Consider the following 19518-nt stretch of genomic DNA (forward strand, 5'->3'; position numbering starts at 1 on the left):
CGGCGCGCCCCGACCCCGGGGAGAGCCATGGTGCTGTTCCGCCGCAGCCGGCCCGGACGCCCGGACCGCGCCGCCGTCGTCGCCATCGCCGAGGAGACCGCGCCCACCGGTGACCCGACGCCGGCCGGTTCCGTCGCGCCCGCCGTTCCGGCCGCCCGGGACGGCGACGACGAGCAAGGTCCGGCGCCTGCGAGCCTGGACCCGGCCGCCGTCCCGCGCCTGTTCGGCCCGGTGCCGAACACCGCCGCCAGCCCGCTGCCCACGCTCGACCCGGACGGCCGCCCGGTAGCCGGCACCGGCATCCGCAAGTTCGTCGACCCGCTGCCGCTGCCCGGGCAGCCGGCCACCGCCGGCCTCGGCGCCCGCCTGCCGGTCGCCGTCCCGGACACCATCACCTGGCCGGGCTGCGACTACTACGAGATCGGCCTCCAGGAGTACGCGCAGCGCCTGCACCGCGACCTGCCCGCCACCCGGCTGCGCGGCTACCGCCAGCTCAGCCTGGGCACCGACGCCTCCGGGCACAACACTGTCGGCCCACCCGACCGCCCCTGGCACCTCGGCCCGATGATCGTGGCCCGGCGGGGCCGCCCGGTGCGGATCAAGTTCATCAACCAGCTCCCCACCGGACGGGCCGGGGAGCTGTTCCTGCCCGTGGACGAGACGGTCGACGGCGCGGGAGCCGGACCGCTCGACGGTCCCGCCCCGTACCCGCAGAACCGCGCCGTACCGCACCTGTCCGGCGCGCAGACCGGGTGGATCAGCGCCGGCAACCCGTGGCAGTGGTTGACCCCGGCCGGCGAGATCACCCCGTACCCGACGGGTGTGGGTGTGACGCCGGTGCCGGACATGCCGCCGCCCGGCGCGGGCGCCACCACGCTGTACTTCCCGAACGGCCAGAGCGGCCGGCTCATGTGGCTGCACGACAACACGCTCGGCCTGTCCCGGCTCACCGTCTACTCCGGGCAGATCGCGCTCTACCTGCTCACCGACCCGGCCGAGGAACGGCTCGTCGACGACGGCGTGCTGCCCGCCGACCAACTCCCGCTGGTGATCGAGGACAAGACGTTCGTACCCGACGACGCGCAGCTCGCCGCCCAGGACCCCACCTGGGACCGGGACCGCTGGGGCGCCAAGGGCAGCCTGTGGCACCCGCACGTCTACCAGCCGCGGCAGAACCCGTACCGGCTCACCGGCACCAACCCGACCGGGCGCTGGGACTACGGACCGTGGACCCACGACCCGGACGGCGGCGCCAGCCCGTGGGTCGCCCCGGTGCCGAACCCGCACCACGACCCCGACACCGACCCGGACGAGCCGCCGCTGGTACCGGGCGTGCCGCACCCGTCGGCGGTCCCCGACGCGTACGGCGACACTCCGCTCGTCAACGGCGTCGCATACCCGTACCTGGAGGTCGCGCCGCGGGCGTACCGGTTCCGGATCCTCAACGCCTGCGCGGACCGCGCGCTCAACCTCCAGCTCTACCGGGCCGCCTCCGACGCGCCGATGTGGGCCGAGGACGGCAGCCCGGCCGACCCGGACGCCGGTGAGGTGCCGATGGTCGAGGCGGTACGCGCCCCCGGACGGCCCGCGTACTGGCCCGCGGACGGGCGCGACGGCGGCGTGCCCGACCCGGCCGCCGCCGGACCCGAGATGATCCAGATCGGCAACGAGGGCGGCCTGCTCCCCGCCCCCGTGGTGCTGACCAACCGGCCGGTGGACTACCGGTACGACAGGCAGGACCCGACGGTGCTCAACGTGGACGGGCACGCGCTGCTGCTCGCCCCCGGCGAACGGGCCGACGTGGTGGTGGACTTCTCCACTGTGCCGCCCGGCAGCACGCTCATCCTCTACAACGACTGCCCCGCGCCGCTGCCCCGGTTCGACACCCGCTACGACCACCACACCGGGGCACCCGACCGGACCGCCGCCGGTGGTCTGCCGCCGACCCGCCCCGGGTACGGCCCGAACACCCGTACCCTGCTCCAGATCCGGGTCACCGGCACCCCCGCGCAGCCGTACGACACCCGGCGGCTCGCCGAGCGGCTACCCGGGGCGTACGCCCGCAGCCAGCCGCCGCCGATCGTGCCGCAACCCGCGTACGACACCGCGATCGGCACCTCCACCCCGCGCCCGACGCTCGTCGCCGCGCGGGCCACCTCGGTCACGTTCACCCCGGCGGGCGCGACCGCCCCGGTCACGTTGCCGCTGGCCGTGAAGTCGGTCGGGCAGGTGTTCGAGGCCCGGCACGGCCGCGCCGTGGGGCGCCTCGGCGTCGGCCACCCGGTCGCCGGACCACTCGCCCCGGCCACGCTACCGCTGGGACCGGCCGACCCGGCCACCGAGGTCCTGCACGCCACCGACCCGGCGGTGGCGGTCGGCGCGCCCGGCGACGGCACGCAGCTCTGGCGGATCGTCGGGGACGCCCCGCGCACCCATCCGGTGCACATCGAGGGCTGCGACGTACAGCTCGTCAACCGGGTCGGCTGGGACGGCACGGTCCGCGCGCCCGACCCGGGCGAGCTGGGCTGGAAGGACACCGTCCGGGTCAACCCCCGGGAGGACGTCGTGGTGGCGCTGCGTCCCGTCCCACCAGCCCTGCCGTTCAAGATCGGCGACAGCGTACGGCTGCTCGACCCGACCCGCCCGGCCGGCGCACGGCTGGACGCCGGTCCGGTCAGCCCGGTCGACGGCCGCCCCGCGGTCGTGGTCAACCAGCTGGTCAACCTCGGCTGGGAGTACCGCTGGCAGACCCGCTCGGCCGGACTCCGCGACCAGGGCATGAGCCGGCCGCTGGTGGTGCGCGTGGCACCCAAGGCGCCGACCGGCCTCACCGCCACCCCGGCACCCGGCAGCGCCACCGCGCTCCCCGCCATCGCGCTGACCTGGACCGGCAACGGCAGCCGGCCCGTACCCACCAGCCACCGGCTGCAACGCGCCACCGACAGCACCTTCACCACCGGACTGACCGAGATCACGGTGGCCGCCACCGCCACCCGGTACACCGACGCCACAGTCACCCCCGGCGTCACCTACCACTACCGGATCCGTGCCGAGAACGCGGTGAGCTGCTCATCCTGGTCCAACGCCGTACCGGCGGCGGTGCACCTGTCCGCGCCGACCCGGGTGACAGCGGTGCTGCCGCCGACCGGGCCGCTGCGGGTGGCGCTGCGCTGGGCCAACCACTCCTTCGCCACAGGCGTGGACGTGCAGCGGGCCACGAACCCGACGTTCACCAGCGGTCCGGGCACCACGGCCATCGCCGTGGGCGAGTCCCACGTGGACCCGGCCGTCGCGCCGGACACCACGTACTACTACCGGGTACGCACGACGTACCTGGGCGCCGCCTCGCCCTGGTCGACTGTGGCCACCGTGACCACGCCGGCCCGGCCGGTCGCGCCCACCGGCGTGAGCGTCACCGCGAGCGTGTCCGGGCCGGACACCGCCAGCGTGACGGTGACCTGGTCGGCGCCGACGCCGGCCGGACCGGGCGCCGGTTTCGTCGTGCAGCGCGCCACCGACGCCGCCTTCACCCGTGAACCGGCGACGTTCCACGTGACCGGCCGAGGCTTCACCAACACCGGCCTGGCCCGAGGCATGACCTACCACTACCGGGTACGAGCGACAAACGTCGTGGGCACGTCCCCCTGGACCCCCCCAGCCCGAACCACAACCCCCACCTGACCCCGCCCCCTCTCCCCGCGCCCCCTTCCCTCCCCGTTGATCATGAACTTAGCGGCAGTTTCAGAGATCAACACCACCGCCAACTTCATGATCGAGCCCGTGGGTCGGCCCGCCACCGCCCCCTCCCTCCCCCGTGATCAAGGAGTTTGTGTCCGGATCAGGCGCGCATCAGGACACAAACTCCTTGATCACCGGAGTGAGCGGCGCGGGTGGGGTGGGTGGGGTGGGTGGGGTGGGTGGCGCGGATGGCGGGAGGACCGGCAAGCCCGGGGCGCGAGAGGGCAGGGTGCCGGGCGGAACGCCGCCCCGGAGTGCCGGAGCCCGGCGATCATGAAGTTGACGGCCGAAATGGAGATCGAAACTGCCGTCAACCTCATGATCGATCGCGCTGGTCGGGCGCCGCGCTTGGACGGTGATCAAGGGGTTTGTGTCGGGATCCGGCTGCGGGGAGGACACAAACTCCTTGATCAACGGGGAGACCGGGGCGGGAGGGGCGGGGCGGGGAGGGGAACTGTCAGGGGGCGCGGAGAGGGGTGCGGAGTTCGGCCAGGGCGGAGGCTACGCCGTGCAGCAGGTCGGTGGCCTCGGTCAGGCGCGCGGCGGCCGGGTGCTCGGTGTTCGGACGGGCGTCCTCGGCCACGTAACCGGCGGCGGCCACCACCAGCCGCTCGTACGCGGCCACCCCGTCCTCCAACTGGGCCACCAGCGTGGCGTGCACCTCGTTCAGCGTGCTCTGCGGGGTCAGCTTCGCCGCGCGTTCCACGCTCGCCACCCGGGTCGCCAGCTCACGCAGTGAACGATCGGCCTCGGCCGCCTCCCGGACCGCCGGCTCGGCCAGTCCGGTCAAGCGCCCGGCCAGCCCGGCCAGGGTGAGCGCGGCCCGGTCCAGCCGGGCCCACGGCTCGGCCGCGGCGGTGCCGCGCAGCGCGAGGCGGGAGCGGACCCGGCGTACCTCGGCCACGACGCCCGGGCCGACGGGCAGCCGCTCGACGGCGGCGACCAGCCGGGCGCGGGAGCGGGCGGCGGCCTCCGCCGGGTCGAGGGCGGGCGGGGGCGGCACGGCGGCCAGCGCCCGGTGGTCGACCCAGCGCCAGGCGGCCACCGCGATCGCGCTGCCCGCGGCGCCGGCCCAGGCCGCGTCCGCCAGACCGAGTCCGGCGTACGGGGTCAGCACCGCGGCGGCGCCGCCGAGCCCTCCGGCCAGCACGCTCCACCGCCGCGCCGAGTTGCGTAGCCTGCGCAGCCTGCGGAAGTGCCGGGCCCGTTCGTCCGCCATCGTGTCCGCCCCTCCGTCAGCCGGTCGTGGTCTCCCCGGTGCCGCGTTCCCGGCTCATGCTGGCCCGGATCTCGTCGAGACGGGCTGCGGCTGCCGGATCGGCCGGCTGCCCCACGGCGGGGGTCTCGGACCGGCTGCCGAGCTGCTCGCCGGCCATGCTCGACCGGATCTGCTCCAGTCTCGCCGATCCGGCCGAGTCGAGCGTGGCCTTCTGGATCTCCAGCATCCGGCCCTCGACCGAGTTGCCGGCCAGCTCGGCCCGGCCCATCGCGGTGGCGTAGCGGCGTTCGATCCGGTCACGGACCTCGTCCAGCGAGGGGGTGTTGGCGGGCGCGGTGAGCGACGACATCGACTCCAGCGAGCGGGCCACGCTCTCCTGCATCTTGGCCTGCTCCAGCTGGCTGAGCAGCTTGGTGCGCTCGGCCAGCTTCTGCTGGAGGATCATCGAGTTGTTCTCGACCGCCTTGCGGGCCTGTGCGGCCGCGCCGAGCGCCTGGTCGTGCAGCGTCTTGAGGTCTTCCAGCGCCTGCTCCGCGGAGACCAGCTGGGTGGCCAGCATCTGGGCGGTCTGCTCGTAGCGCCCGGCCTCGGCCTCGTCGCCCCGGCCCCGCGCCTGGTCGGCCACCGCCAGCGCCTGCCGCGCGTTGCCCTGGAGCTGTTCCACCTCGGTCATCTGCCGGGACAGCTTCATCTCCAGCTGGCGCTGGTTGCCGATCACCGCTGCCGCCTGCTGCACCAGCGCCTGGTGCTGGCGCTGTGCCTCCTCGACGGCCTGCTGGATCTGCACCTTCGGATCGGCGTGCTCGTCGATCTTCGCGCCGAAGAGCGCCATCAGGTACTTCCAACCCTTGACGAACGGGTTCGCCATCTCCGCCTCGTCCCCTCAGTAGCGTCGCGCCTACATCGTCCCAGCCGGACGCCACTCCGGCACCCGTACGCTCCTGATCAACAGTACGACGCGAACGCCAGCACTGCCCACGACGTGACAGCCGGGGTCAGGCGGCGCAGACCACATCCCGCTCGGCGGGGCGTACGCGGGTGCTGCGCAGCGTGGCCTTGAGCGGCGAGTCCTGCCGGACCTGGACGGCGACCCCGCCGTCGGAGGTGACCTGCCGGACACCGCGGTTGGTGGCCTTGCGCACGGCGGACGGGCCCACCGGAGCCGGCTCGACCCGCTCGTCGGTCACCGGCACCAGCACGCCGGGCATCTGCTCGGCCAGGGCGACCGTGTCGCTCACCTCGCGCAGCAGCTCGGACAGGCGGGCGCCGAGCGCGTCGCAGATCGCGGCCAGCAACTCGCTGGAGGGTTCCTTCTGGCCGCGTTCGATCTCGGAGAGGTAGCCGAGGCTGACGTTGGCGGCGGAGGAGACCTCGCGGAGGGTGCGGTGCTGCCCTTGCCTGCGTGCTCGCAGCGCGTCACCGATCACCCGGCGTAGCAGGACCATCGCACCTCCCCCTGAACGGGACCACCATCTCCGGCCGGAACACGTCGCGCCGGACGCGGCGGACCGCTCCGGCGCCGACGGCGACCGCCGGAGCCTTCCCGCAACCGTACCCGTTGGTCGCCACGACGACATCCCACCCCGCCTCTGAAAATCCGGGCGGATCGACAGGTCCGGCGATCCCGCCGCCGGGCGTGTCGGCGCCGCGCGGGCTCACCGGCGGCCCGCCCCCGCCGCCTCGGCGGCGTCGGCGTCCGCGGGGAGCTGGATGCAGTCGGCGAGCAGCCGCAGCGCCTCGATCACGGCAGCCGAGCGGATGTGGTCGCGGCCGCCCTTGAGGTCGAGCCGGCGCACCTCGGTGCCGTCCGGTCCGGCGACCGCCACGTAGACCAGGCCGACGGGCTTGTCGTCCTGCGGCTCCGGACCGGCCACACCGGTGGTGGCCAGGCCCCAGTCGGCGCCGCACCGCTGCCGTCCGCCCTCGGCCAGCGCCGCCGCCACGTCCGGGTCGACCGGGCCGCGCTCGGCCAGCAGGTCCTCCGGTACGCCGGCGAGCGTCGCCTTGAGTTCGGTGGCGTAGACCACCATGCCGCCCCGGTAGATCGAGCTGACCCCGGCGATCTCCACGATCGCGGCGGCGAGCAGGCCGCCGGTCAGCGACTCGACGGTGGCCAGCGTCTCGCCGCACTCGTGCAGGCGGTGCACCACGGCGGCCGCCGGGCTGCCGGCGGGCCGCTGGTTACTCGCGTCGGTGTCCATGCCCGCCCCCATTTCCCGCCCCACGCCGGCTTACTCGTCCGCCGTCCGGGCCGACGGACCCTCGCCCCGGACCGACTGACCCGCCGCCCGGACCGACTGACCCGCCGACCGGCTCAACGGGCCGGGCGGCGCAGTCGCAACGCCTGGGCGATGTAGTCGAACCCGGTGACCACGGTGACCACGACGGCCGCCCCCATGATCCACGGTCCGATCGCGGCGAGCGCCTCCGGCATCGGCCAGAGATACCAGGTGATGGCCAGGATCTGCAGCGCGGTCTTGACCTTGCCACCACGGCTGGCGGCGATCACCCCGTGCCGGATCACCCAGAAGCGCAGCCCGGTGATGCCCAGCTCGCGGACCAGGATCACCACGGTCACCCACCAGGGCAGCCGGTCGTAGAAGGAGAGCAGCACCAGGGCGGCGCCGGTGAGCGCCTTGTCGGCGATCGGGTCGGCCACCTTGCCGAGTGAGGTGACCAGTTCGTACCGGCGGGCGATCCAGCCGTCGACCAGGTCGGTCGCGGAGGCCACCACGAAGATCACGCAGGCGGCCGTCCGCCAGCCCGCGTTGCTCATGCCGGAGGCGATCACGGTGGCCACGAAGACCGGCACCAGCACCAGGCGCGCGCCGGTGAGCAGGTTCGCCGCGTTGAGCAGCGGTACGGGGGCAGCCGCCGTCGACTCCGCTCCCGTCATGTCCCGCATCGCCCCACGTGGCTTCCCCACTCCATCAGGGCCCGCCGTCACCGTACCGCGCCGGGCGCCGCCGAGATCATCTCATCCGGTACGGCGACCAGGTCCACGCCCTCTGTCGCCGTCACCGTGGCCCGGACCAGGTCACCGGGGCGCAGCGCGGCCAGATCGACGCCGCCGCCGACGGGCGCGACGAGTGTGGTCGAGCCGTCGACCTCGGGCGCCTGGTGGGCGGCCCGCCCCTCCACCACGCCGTCGGCGGTCGAGTCCACGAGCACCTCCACCGTCGCGCCGAGGCGCTCCTCGGCGCGCTGCGAGCAGAGTTCGTCGGCCAGCGCGCTGAGCTTGTCGTACCGCCGCTTGATCGTGGCGGCGGAGACCTTGCCGGTCAGGCCGGCGGCCTCGGTGCCGTCCTCGTCGCTGTAGTCGAACATGCCGATCGCGTCCAGCCGCGCCTCGGTCAGGAACCGGACCAGCTCGGCCACGTCCTGCTTCGTCTCGCCGGGGAAGCCGACGATGAAGTTGCTGCGCGCGCCCGCGTCCGGCGCCAGCGCGCGGGCGGAGGCGAGCAGTTCCAGGAACCGGTCGGTCGAGCCGAAGCGCCGCATCCGGCGCAGCACCGGCTCACTGGAGTGCTGGAACGACAGGTCGAAGTACGCGGCCACGCCCGGCGTGGTGGCGATCACCTCGACCAGGCCGGGCCGGGTCTCGGCCGGCTGGAGGTAGCTGGCGCGGACCCGCACGATCCCGTCGATCGCGGCGAGCTGCGGCAGCAGCTTCTCCAGCGCGCGGGGGTCGCCCAGGTCCTTGCCGTACGAGGTGGAGTTCTCGCTGACCAGCACCAGCTCGCGGACGCCGGTCTTGGCCAGCCACTCGGCCTCGGCGAGCAGCTCGTCCGGGGTACGCGAGACGAAAGCGCCGCGGAAGGCAGGGATGGCGCAGAACGCGCACCGCCGGTCGCAGCCGCTGGCGAGCTTCAGCGAGGCCACCGGGCCGGTGTCGAGCCGGTGCCGCAGCACCTGCCGCAGGTGGGCCGGGGTGTGCGCGTCGGTCTCCGGTGCGACCCGGGCCGGGGTGCCGTGCCCTGGTAGCGACACCGCCGCGTCGCGGCGCTTCACCGGGGTCAGCGGCAGCAGTTCCCGCCGGTCGCGGGGGGTGTGGGCGCCGATCGCCTCGCCGGCGAGCACCGAGTCGAGGCGGGCGGCGATGTCCGGGTAGTCGTCGAAGCTGAGCACGGCCTGCGCCTCGGGGAGACTGTCGGCCAGCTCACGGCCGTACCGCTCGGCCATGCACCCGGCGGCGACGACCTTCGCGCCGGTGTCGGCGGCGGCCAGCAGCGTCTGGATCGAGTCCTGCTTGGCCTTCTCGACGAACCCGCACGTGTTCACCACCACCACGTCGGCGCCCTCGCCGTCGGTGGTGACCTGCCATCCGTCGGCGTGCAGCCGGGCGGCCAGCTCCTCCGAGTCGACCTCGTTGCGGGCGCAGCCGAGGGTCAGCAGGGCGACGCGGCGCCCGTCGGATCGCGGGGTGGAGGAGGAGGCAGACACCATCCGAGGGTACCGGGCCGGTTCCGGTGCGCCGCGCACCCGTCCGGCCAGGGTCAGCGCGCGGACACGGCCACCCGGGCCAGCCGATCGAGGAGGAACACCTCCGTGCCGGCCAGGCCGGTGGAGCAGAAGACCGAGATCTGGTCCGCGGTGGTCCGGCCGGGAGCCGCGCCGGCCAGCACCGCGCCCAGGTCGCGCAGCCGCCCGGCGTACGGCTCGACGGCGGCGAGCATCGGCGGGACGTACGCGGCGGCCTGCCCGGGTGAGTCGGTGACCAGCAGGTCGGCGGCGTCGAGCAGGTCGGGGCCGAACTCGTGCCTGTCGACCTGCTTGAAGCCGACGGTGTTGACGTGGGTGCCGGGGGCCAGGTCGGCGGCGTCGAGCACCGGGACGGTGCTGGTGGTGGCGAGCACCACGACGTCGCGGTCGCGTACCGCGGCGGCGGCCGAGCCGACGGCGCGGGCCGGCACGCCCAGCTCGGCGCGGACCCGCGCGGCGAACGCGTCCCGCCGGGCCGCCGAGCGGCTGAACACCGTCACCTCGCGCAGCGGCCGGACCGCCGCCGCGGCCCAGACCTGGGTCCACGCCTGCCGGCCGGACCCCACCACGCCGACCGTGGCGGCGTCCGCGCGGGCCAGGGCGTCCACCGCCACGCCACCGAGTCCTCCGGTACGCCGGGAGCCGAGTTCCTCGCCGACGGCGATGGCGCGTACCGCGCCGGTGGTCGCGTCGTGCAGCACGACGAGCTGACCGCTCTCCGGGTGGCCGAACGTGTCGTACGAGCGGAAGCCGTACCACTGCCCGGTGAGGTGACCGGCGGTGAGCACCATCCGGCCCCCGCCCAACGGCGCGGACGCCCGGGGCGGGGCGATGAGCCGCCCGGCGTGCGCGGCCAGCAGCGCGTCGCGCATGGCCGCGACGGTGAGCGGGGCGTCCACGGCGGCCGCGACGTCGTCGTCGGAGAAGAGCACGGTCATGCGTTCCATCGTGCAACCTGAAGTTGACGTCAACTCCACTCATGGTGGGCTTTCTCACCCCGCCGCCGGTCCGGCCCGCCCGGTGCTACCGTCGGCCACGACGGCCCGCGGGCCGTCCCGGACGAGTGGTGGGCGTACCCGGTCAGGCCAAGACGCCCCGCGTGACCTAACCGTCGCCCGGCCCGCTCCGCGCCGGGCCCGCCCGTCAGAGGTGATGTCCCATGGCCTGGATCGTGCTGGTGATCTCCGGACTCCTGGAGACCGCGTGGGCGATCGCGCTGGACCGCAGCGCCGGCTTCACCCGTCCCCTCCCCTCCGCCGTCTTCGCCGTCACCCTGGTCGGCAGCATGGCCGGCCTGGCGTACGCGCTGCGCGACATCCCGGTCGGCACCGGCTACGCGGTGTGGGTCGGCATCGGCGCCGTGGGTACCGCGCTGGTCGGCATGCTCGCGCTCGGCGAACCGGTCAACCTGCCGCGCGTGGCCTGCCTGCTGCTGGTGGTGGCCGGTGTGATCGGACTGAAGCTGTTCGCCTGATCGATGCCGCCTCCGGTTTGGACGGTACGGCGCCCGGGGTACCCGATCTCCCGTCGACACGTAGCGAGATCACCCACGGAGGAAACCATGGCCGACATCCACGCCACCGCCCGTCCGCGCAGCAGCGCCGCCCGGATCTGCACGATCATCGCGTTCGTCTTCGCGGCCATCGCGATCTTCATCCTGCCGCCGCTGTTCGGCCTGGTCGGCCTCGTGCTCGGCATCGTCGGCGCGGTGCTCGGCGACAAGCCGCTCGGCTGGTACGCCGCCGCCGCGAGCGTCGCCGGCGCCGTGATCGGCATGATCATCAGCTACGTGGTCCTCACCAACTGAGACCGCCGAACCGCGAACGGGCCCGCCGGGACGACCGGCGGGCCCGTTCGCGTGTACGGGTCAGTCCTCGCCGCCACGCAGGCCGGCCAGGACCTCCTCCAGCTCGTCCGGCTTGACCAGCACGTCGCGCGCCTTGGAGCCCTCGGACGGGCCGACCACGCCCCGGGTCTCCATCAGGTCCATCAGCCGGCCCGCCTTGGCGAAACCGACCCGCAGCTTGCGCTGGAGCATCGAGGTCGACCCGAACTGCGAGGTGACCACCAGCTCGACGGCCTGCACGAGCAGGTCGAGGTCGTCGCCGATGTCCTCGTCGATCTTCTTCTTGCTGTCCTGCGCCGGGGCAAGCACGTCCGGGCGGAACTCCGGCTCGCGCTGGTCCTTGCAGAACTTCACCACGTCGGCGATCTCGCGCTCGGTGACCCAGGCGCCCTGGATGCGCTGCGGCTTCGACGCGCCCATCGGCAGGAACAGGCCGTCGCCGCGGCCGAGCAGCTTCTCCGCGCCCGGCTGGTCCAGGATGACCCGGGAGTCGGCGAGCGAGGAGGTGGCGAACGCGAGCCGGGACGGCACGTTCGCCTTGATCAGGCCGGTGACCACGTCGACCGAGGGCCGCTGGGTCGCGAGGACCAGGTGGATGCCGGCGGCCCGGGCGAGCTGGGTGATCCGGACGATGGAGTCCTCCACGTCGCGCGGCGCGACCATCATCAGGTCGGCCAGCTCGTCCACGATCACCAGCAGGTACGGGTACGGCCGCATCTCCCGCTCGCTGCCCGGCGGCGCCTTGATCTCGCCGTTGCGCACCTTGCGGTTGAAGTCGTCGATGTGCCGGACCCCGTTGGCGGCGAGGTCGTCGTAGCGCATGTCCATCTCGCGGACGACCCACTCCAGCGAGTCGGCCGCCTTCTTCGGGTTGGTCACGATCGGCGTGACCAGGTGCGGGATGCCCTCGTAGCCGGTCATCTCGACCCGCTTCGGGTCGATCAGCAGCAGCCGCACCTCGTCCGGCGTGGCCCGGGTCAGGACGGAGACCAGCAGCGAGTTGAGGCAGGACGACTTGCCCGCGCCGGTGGCTCCCGCAATGAGAATGTGAGGCATCTTCGCGAGGTTGGCCACCACGTAGCCGCCCTCGATGTCCTTGCCGAGCGCCACCACCATCGGGTGGTGGTCGCTCGTCGCCTCGCGGGAGCGCAGCACGTCGCCGAGCGACACGTTCTCCGGGTCGGTGTTCGGGATCTCCACACCGACCGCGCTCTTGCCCGGGATCGGGCTGAGGATGCGCACGTCCGGCGACTTCACCGCGTACGCGATGTTGCGGGACAGCTGGGTGATCCGCTCGACCTTGACGCCCGGGCCCAGCTCCACCTCGTACCGGGTGACTGTCGGGCCGCGGGTGAAGCCGGTGACGGCGGCGTCCACGTCGAACTGCTCGAAGACGCCTGTGAGCGCCGCGATCACCTCGTCGTTGGCCTTGCTGCGGCTCTTCGGCTTGGCGCCGCTGCCGAGCAGGTTCGCCGGCGGCAGCGTGTAGTCGCCGGCAAGCCCGGTCAGCGCGAGCTGCTCGGCCCGGGTGGGCAGCGGCGAGTGCTCCGGCGGCTCGACCGGCTTGCGGTTCGCCGGCACCTTCGGCGGCTTGCGCGGCAGCACCAGCGTCTCCTGGAGGTCGACGCCTGCCAACTCGTCGTCCGGGTCCAGCGGCTCCAGCGGCGGCGGCATCCGCTTCGCGGGCCGCTTGCGGGCGGGCTTCGCCGGTGCCTCGTCCTCGGCGGACTCCTCGTCGGCGTCCGCCCCGGCCGGGTCGGCGCGCAGGCCGAGCCGCTCCGGGATCTTGTTGATCGGCGTCGCGGTGACCACGAGCAGGCCGAACACCAGCAGCAGGAGCAGCAGCGGCATGGCCACCCAGGCGGTCACCGCCGACTTCAGCAGGTCGCCCACGCCCGCGCCGATCAGACCGCCGGCGAAGTCGCGCTGGACCTCGTCGACCGGGTTCTGCCCGATGTGCAGCATCGCGGCGGTCGCCAGCATCATCGAGCCCCAGCCGACCAGGCCGCGACCGCGGTGCTCGGGGTCGGCGGGGGTCCGCATCAGCCGCCACGCGCCGACGATGAACAGCACCGGAAGGATTATCGAGATGGCGCCGATGAACAGCCGTACGGTGTCGGCCAGGTGCCGGCCCACCGGCCCGGCGCCGCCGCCCCAGATGCCCACCGCGCTGAGGATGGCCAGGCCGAACAGCAGCAGCCCGGCGCCGTCGCGGCGGTGCTCCGGATCCAGCTCCCGGGTGGACGCGGCCTGCCGCCCGGCCGCCCGGAACGTCCAGCCGACCGTGTGCGCAAGTCCCATCCAGACGGCACCGACCGCCCGGCCGACGAACGCGGCCGGGCTCGGCCCGGGAGCCGGGCGCCGACGCGCCGGTTTCCGCGCCGCCGCCTTCTTCGCCGGTTGCCGGGCGCGGTTGTTCGTGGTGCCACGCGGCGACGCGCCGCGCCGCCGGCTCGCCTGAGAGGTACGGCCCGCCATAGAGTCACGGTAACGGCGGCACCCGGTGGATCGCCGCTTTTCCGGGTCGTGTCCGCGCGTCGCAGCACGGGTCGGACCGTCGTTTGTGTTATTCGCCTCAGAAGGGATGCCCGATGGCGTCGCCGGAGATCGAGGACGGTCCGGACGGTCCGCTGGCCGGACACCCGCAGGAACTGCGCCCGCTGACCGGCGAGCTGATCGCCGCCGTTCTCGGCCATCGGGGGTACGCGGTGGTCGAGGAACCCGACGGCGCGCTGGTGGGCCGCTGGGAGCGGAACCTGATCTGGTTCCACCGCCGGGGCGTGGCCGGTGAGCTGCTCCAGGTACGCACAGTCGTCGCGGACCACTTCGGCATCGAGCGCGTGCCCGAGCTGCACGCCTTCTGCAACACGTGGAACCACGACCGGCTCTGGCCGAAGGCGTACGTGCACGTCGCCGACGACGGGTCGGCCCAGGTGTGCGGCGAGGTCACCACCGACCTGGAGCGCGGGGTGACGCCGCACCAGCTCGACCGGCTCGTCGACTGTGGCGTGACCACCGGGTGCCAGCTCGCCGCCGCCGTCGACGAGCTGGCCGGCGGGACGCTCCGGTGACCACGGCACGCGACCGAGGGCTGGCCGCCGCGCTCGCCGACGCCCGGGACCGGCCCGACGGTGCGGAGCGCTGCGCCGAGCTGGAGCGGATCGCGTCGCGGGCGGATGCCACCGGCGACCCGCGTACCGCCCTGTCGGCACGGTTCGCGCTGGTCGAGGCGTACCTGCACCGGGGCGAGCGGTGGCGGGCGGTGGAGCCGGTCCGGCGGATGCGGACCACGCTGGACGGGCAACCCGGGCTGCTGGACGCCCGCCCGGACGAGCTGACCCGGTTGCGCCGGCATCAGCGGCAGGCGGTGGAGGCGTCGTTCGGCACGCCCCGGGTGGGTCTGGACCAGGCCCGGTCCCTGTTGGACGCGCTCGCCGGGGAACTGGGCGAGGACGCCGCGCCGGTGGCGGAGCTGCGCTGCCGGCTCGCCGACCACCTCGGCGACGAGCCGGCGGCCCGGCGGGCGTACGAGCGCTGGTCGGCGGCGGACGCGAACGACCCGGTGGGTGGCTGTGCGGGGTGCGCCCCGGCGCGGCGGGCCGACCTGCTGGCCGGCTGGGGCGAGCCGGAGGCGGCTCTGGCGGCGCTGGCCCCGGCGCTGGCCGGCTGGGTCGAGCCGCAGTCGGTACCGACCCGGCGCGGCGAGCGGCAGGCAGCAGCCGCCGGCGCGATGGCCTGCACCGACCAGCCGGAACGGGCGCTCGCCGTGGGGCTGCTGCCGTGGCTGCGTACCGGCGCGGTGACGCGGGCGGCCCGGGCGCACGTGCGCGCGTACCGCCGGCACCGCAGCGAGAAGACGGCGTTCCCGCTGCTCGCCGCACATCTGCGCTTCTGCGCGCTGGGCGGCTACCTGCATCGTGGGCTGGAGATCCTCACCGAGCAGCTGCCCGAGCTGGACCGCCCGGCCGACGACCTGGCCGCGATGGAGTTCGCGGCGGCGGGCGCGCTGCTGTGCGGACTGGCCGCCGAGTCCGGGCTGGGCGGGCGGCGCATCCACCGCCCCGGGCACGGCTCCCGGCCCGCGGCCGAGGTGGACGTGGCGACGCTCGGTACGCAGTTGCAGGGGCTGGCGACGGCGCTCGCCGGCAGCTTCGACGCCCGCAACGGCACCGGGCACCAGTCCGGCCGGATCGCCTCCTGGCTGGCCGAACGGCCACTTGCCGCGCCGGTGTCGCTGGCTGCCGAGAGCGAGTTCGACGAGGAGCCGGACGCCGATGATCCGGCCGAACCCCTGCTGCCCGGGCCGGAGGAACCGGCCCCGCTGGACGCGGCGCTGCTCGCCGCCGCGCTCGACGCCCGGGGCGAGCCGTACACGCCTGAGCCGGACGGCACGCTCGCCGGACGGTGGGGCGAGGCCACGATCCAGTTCCGCCTGCTCGGCCGAGACGGCGACGTGCTGCACGCCCGGGTGGTGGCGGAGCGGCGGCTGCCGGCCGGTCGGCGCGCCGAGGCGTACGCGTTCTGCAACGCCTGGAACCACGACCGGCTGCTGCCCGCCGCGTACGTGCACGAGCCCGGCGACGGGACGCTGGTGCTGGCCGCGGGCATCTCCACCGACCTGTCCTGCGGGGTGGCCCCGGCGCAGCTCGCAATGCTGGTGGCCGCCGCGGTCCGCACCGGCACCGCGTACGCCGAAGCGGTCGCCGCGCTGCCCTGACACGCGGCGCGGCCCCCGATCACCGGGCGGTGGTGATCGGGGGCCGCGGTCTGGGTGCGGCGGTCAGCGGGCGGAGAACGCCAGCGTGTACTCGCCGGAGCCGGACAACCCGACGACGCGGTACCGGTACGCACCGGCCTGGGTCTCGGCGGTCAGGCGGGCCGTGCCGTCGGCGGTGGCCGCGCGGGCCACGGTGCGGAACGCGCCGCCGGTGAAGCGTTGCAGCTCCAGCACCACCCGGGCGCCGTCCGGCGCGGACAGGCACGCCTCCTGGGTGCCGTCGGGCACCCGGTAGAAGCGCCCGTCCGGCTGGACCTGGGTCCGTCCGGCGGCGATCCGGCCGGTCCGGCTCACCTGGCCGGAGCACTCGGTGTCGTCCGCCGGCGGGGTGGGCTCGGCGGTCACCGGCGGGGTGGTCTCGCCGCCGCCCGCAGGCGGCTGCGTGGGCGCGGGCTGGTCGCCTGCGGTGACGAGCGTCAGGTTGTTGCGCTGGAGGATCTCGTTGACCGGCTGGAAGAACGTGGTGCCGCCCCGGGTGCAGTCGCCGGATCCGCCGGACGTGACGCCCTGCGCCTGGTCGCCGGAGAGCCACGCGCCACCGGAGTCACCCGGCTCGGCGCAGACGTTCGTCCGGGTCAGCCCGGTGACGGTGCCCTCCGGGTAGTTGACTGTGGCGTTCTTCGCCTGGATCAGGCCGCAGCGGGTGCCGGTGGTGGAGCCGGACCGGCAGATCGACGCGCCCACCGGCGCCTCGGTGGAGCCGTTCACCGCCACCGTGCCGCCGTCGTTGAAGTCGGTCACCACGCCCTGCGGCGTCCAGTCGGCGTTCACCCGCACGAACGCCCAGTCGTCACCGGGGAACGAGGACGCGGCGAACGTGCCCTGGGCGACCCGGTTGGATCCGGTGGTGCGGTCCCCCGGCCGGCCGCAGTGCCCGGCGGTGACGAACCCGCCGACCACTGAGAAGCCGACCGAGCAGCGGCCCGCGTTGTTGATCAGGTAGGCGTCGCCGCCCCGCACGTCGAACAGCGGGCGCGGGGCCTCGTCGGCGGTCCGCACCCGGACCATCGCGGCCTTCGACCCGGCGGCGGCGGCGAGCCGTCGGCCGTCGGCCTCCGCGCCCGGCCGGGCGATCACGACCACCGCGTTGTCTGCCACGTCGACGTACCAGCCCGCGACGTCCGGGCTGGCGTCGGCGCCCGCCGCGTCCAGCCGGCTCTTCACCGCGTCCAGCTCGGCGACGCCGCGGGCCACCCGCTTCGGGACCGCGCCCGCGGCCCGTACCCGCGCCTCGCCGGCCGGGTCGGCCACCGCCACGGTGAGCGTGGCGCCGTCCGCGCTGAGCCAGCTTCCGCCGTATCCGGCGCCGAGTTCGCCGCGCAGCCGGGTGACGGTGCCGGCCGCCCACCGCTCGGTCCGCAGCCGCTTCACCGCCTGGTCGCGGGTCAGCGCGAGGTCGCGGCCCATCGCGTCCAGGACCTCCGGGGCGACGCCGTCGGCCGCCGGCGCGGCCCGCCGGGGTTCCTCACCGGCGAACGACGGTACGGTCACCGCCGCCGTCAACCCGGCCGCCGCCACCAGTACGCCGATGGCTGTCATCCGTCTGCGGTCCATCCGCCACGCTCCTCCCGACCGGCGCAGGGGCACGCCGGCCATCGGGAGGTACGGAGACGGACGCCGATCGGATGAGTGCGGTCACCACGTTTCGACACCGCGTGTCGGGGCGTACCCGGAAAGCGACGGCGCCGGCCCACCGCGGACGGTGGACCGGCGCGCGGCGCGGTCGGGTCAGACCTCGACGACGGTCGGGACGATCATGGGCCGACGGCGGTACGCGTCGTTGACCCAGCGGCCCACCGTGCGGCGGACGATCTGCTGGAGCTGGTGCGGGTCGGTGATGCCGTCCGCGGCGGCCCGGTTCAGCGCCTCGGTGACCAGCGGGACCACCGCGTTGAACGCCTCCGGGTCCTCGGAGAAGCCCTTCGCCGAGACGGTCGGGCCGGCGACCACCTTGCCGGTGACCGAGTCGACCACGACTGTCGCGGCGATGAACCCGCCGTCGCCCAGGATCCGGCGTTCGGTGAGCAGCGACTCGCTGACGTCGCCGACGGCGAGACCGTCGACGTAGACGTACCGGCTCTTGACCCGCCCGACCAGGCTGGCGCGGCCCTCGACCAGGTCGACCACGTCGCCGTCCTCGCAGAGCACGACCCGGTCCGGCGCGACGCCGGACTCGATGCCGAGCCGGGCGTGCGCCCGCAGGTGCCGCCACTCGCCGTGCACCGGCATCAGGTTGCTCGGGCGTACCACGTTGAGCAGGTAGAGCAGCTCACCGGCCGGGGCGTGGCCGGAGACGTGCACCTTCGCGACGTCCTTGTGCACCACCACGGCGCCGGCCCGGGCGAGCCGGTTGATCACCCGGTAGACCGAGGTCTCGTTGCCGGGCACCAGCGAGGACGCCAGCACCACCGTGTCGCCAGGGGCGATGGTGATGTGCCGGTGGTCGCCGCTGGCCATCCGGCCCAGCGCGCTCATCGGCTCGCCCTGCGAACCGGTGGACATCAGCACGATCTGCTCGGGCGGCAGGTTCGTGGCCTCCTCGATCCCGACCACCAGGCCGGGCGGGATGTTGAGCAGGCCCAGGTCGCGGGCGATGCCCATGTTGCGGACCATGGACCGGCCGATCAGCGCCACCTTGCGGCCGTGCTCGACGGCCGAGTCGAAGACCTGCTGCACCCGGTGCACGTGCGAGGCGAACGAGGCGACGATGATCCGCCCCTTGGCCTTCGCGAAGATCGAGTCGAGGACCGGGCCGATCTCCCGCTCCGGCGTGACGAACCCGGGGATCTCCGCGTTCGTCGAGTCGGACAGCAGCAGGTCGACGCCCTCGGCGCCGAGCCGGGCGAACCCGGCCAGGTCGGTGATCCGCCCGTCGAGCGGAAGCTGGTCCATCTTGAAGTCGCCGGTGTGCAGCACCAGGCCGGCCGGCGTACGGATGGCCACCGCCAGCGCGTCCGGGATCGAGTGGTTCACCGCGAAGAACTCGCACTCGAACGGGCCCAGCCGTTCCCGGCCGCCCTCCCGCACGGTCAGCGTGTACGGCTGGATCCGCCGCTCGGCCAGCTTCGCCTCGACGAGCGCGAGCGTGAACTGCGAGCCCACCAGCGGGATGTCCGGCTTGTGCGCGAGCAGGTACGGCACCGCGCCGATGTGGTCCTCGTGGCCGTGCGTGAGCACGATCGCCTGCACGTCGGCCAGCCGGTCCAGGATCGGGCCGAAGTCGGGCAGGATCAGGTCCACGCCCGGCTGCTCGACGTCGGGGAACAGCACCCCGCAGTCGACGATCAGCAGCTTGCCGTCGTACTCGAAGACGGTCATGTTCCGGCCGATGGCGCCGAGTCCGCCGAGCGGGATGATCCGCAGGCCGCCCTCGGGCAGCGGCGGGGGCAGTTCACCCTCGATGTGCGCCTCGGTCACGCGTCACCTCATTCTGCGACGCCGTCGCGCGGCGTCCGT

Annotated in this window: 15 protein-coding genes and 1 riboswitch; of the genes, 5 read left to right on the plus strand and 10 right to left on the minus strand. The window is 74.3% G+C overall.

What is annotated here, in order from left to right; translation table 11 throughout:
- Positions 1-27 precede the first annotated feature (27 nt).
- Entirely contained in the window at positions 28-3681 is a 3654-nt protein-coding gene (locus FB454_RS09340; RefSeq protein ID WP_145822820.1) for a fibronectin type III domain-containing protein, read from the plus strand.
- 514 nt (positions 3682-4195) lie between these two features.
- On the opposite strand, the gene pspM is transcribed toward FB454_RS09340, so the two are convergent.
- The 7 genes from pspM to FB454_RS09375 form a co-directional block, all read right to left on the minus strand.
- The gene (gene pspM / locus FB454_RS09345) at positions 4196-4957 is read right to left on the minus strand and encodes a phage shock envelope stress response protein PspM (protein WP_013284703.1); all 762 of its coding nucleotides are present in this window, start codon (positions 4955-4957) and stop codon (positions 4196-4198) included.
- Positions 4958-4973: 16 nt separating this feature from the next.
- Positions 4974-5825, minus strand: coding sequence for a PspA/IM30 family protein (locus FB454_RS09350; RefSeq protein ID WP_013284702.1), 852 nt, complete (start codon positions 5823-5825; stop codon positions 4974-4976).
- A 127-nt stretch (positions 5826-5952) separates the two neighbouring features.
- On the minus strand, positions 5953-6402 hold the full coding sequence (locus FB454_RS09355) for a helix-turn-helix domain-containing protein (protein ID WP_013284701.1): 450 nt from the start codon (positions 6400-6402) through the stop codon (positions 5953-5955).
- Positions 6403-6612: 210 nt separating this feature from the next.
- Entirely contained in the window at positions 6613-7158 is a 546-nt protein-coding gene (locus FB454_RS09360; protein ID WP_145822821.1) for a CinA family protein, read from the minus strand.
- Between the two features lie 113 nt (positions 7159-7271).
- Positions 7272-7853, minus strand: a complete 582-nt coding sequence (gene pgsA / locus FB454_RS09365; RefSeq protein WP_030269816.1) for a CDP-diacylglycerol--glycerol-3-phosphate 3-phosphatidyltransferase — start codon at positions 7851-7853, stop codon at positions 7272-7274.
- Positions 7854-7900: 47 nt separating this feature from the next.
- A complete protein-coding gene (rimO, locus tag FB454_RS09370; protein ID WP_013474455.1) occupies positions 7901-9403 on the minus strand; it encodes a 30S ribosomal protein S12 methylthiotransferase RimO in 1503 nt (500 codons plus the stop codon).
- A gap of 50 nt (positions 9404-9453) precedes the next feature.
- Positions 9454-10377: an ornithine cyclodeaminase family protein gene (locus FB454_RS09375; RefSeq protein ID WP_176921768.1), complete on the minus strand. Its 924-nt coding sequence runs from the start codon at positions 10375-10377 to the stop codon at positions 9454-9456.
- A gap of 96 nt (positions 10378-10473) precedes the next feature.
- Positions 10474-10539, plus strand: a riboswitch (guanidine-III (ykkC-III) riboswitch).
- A 59-nt stretch (positions 10540-10598) separates the two neighbouring features.
- Between FB454_RS09375 and FB454_RS09380 the strand changes: the two genes are divergently transcribed.
- The gene (locus FB454_RS09380) at positions 10599-10913 is read left to right on the plus strand and encodes a DMT family transporter (RefSeq protein ID WP_013284696.1); all 315 of its coding nucleotides are present in this window, start codon (positions 10599-10601) and stop codon (positions 10911-10913) included.
- A gap of 87 nt (positions 10914-11000) precedes the next feature.
- Positions 11001-11246, plus strand: coding sequence for a hypothetical protein (locus tag FB454_RS09385; RefSeq protein WP_013284695.1), 246 nt, complete (start codon positions 11001-11003; stop codon positions 11244-11246).
- A gap of 60 nt (positions 11247-11306) precedes the next feature.
- Here FB454_RS09385 and FB454_RS09390 read toward each other — a convergent pair whose 3' ends face one another.
- Entirely contained in the window at positions 11307-13763 is a 2457-nt protein-coding gene (locus tag FB454_RS09390; protein WP_145822822.1) for an FtsK/SpoIIIE family DNA translocase, read from the minus strand.
- Positions 13764-13876: 113 nt separating this feature from the next.
- On the opposite strand from FB454_RS09390, the gene FB454_RS09395 reads away from it, so the two are divergent.
- On the plus strand, positions 13877-14356 hold the full coding sequence (locus FB454_RS09395; protein WP_013284693.1) for a type III secretion system chaperone family protein: 480 nt from the start codon (positions 13877-13879) through the stop codon (positions 14354-14356).
- Positions 14353-16002: a type III secretion system chaperone family protein gene (locus FB454_RS09400; RefSeq protein ID WP_145822823.1), complete on the plus strand. Its 1650-nt coding sequence runs from the start codon at positions 14353-14355 to the stop codon at positions 16000-16002. The genes FB454_RS09395 and FB454_RS09400 overlap by 4 nt, the downstream gene beginning before the upstream one ends.
- Before the next feature lie 63 nt (positions 16003-16065).
- Here FB454_RS09400 and FB454_RS09405 read toward each other — a convergent pair whose 3' ends face one another.
- The gene (locus FB454_RS09405; protein WP_013474451.1) at positions 16066-17616 is read right to left on the minus strand and encodes a S1 family peptidase; all 1551 of its coding nucleotides are present in this window, start codon (positions 17614-17616) and stop codon (positions 16066-16068) included.
- Positions 17617-17790: 174 nt separating this feature from the next.
- Entirely contained in the window at positions 17791-19479 is a 1689-nt protein-coding gene (locus FB454_RS09410) for a ribonuclease J (RefSeq protein WP_013284690.1), read from the minus strand.
- Positions 19480-19518 lie beyond the last annotated feature (39 nt).

The sequence above is a fragment of the Micromonospora sp. CNZ297 genome (genome assembly GCF_007827625.1).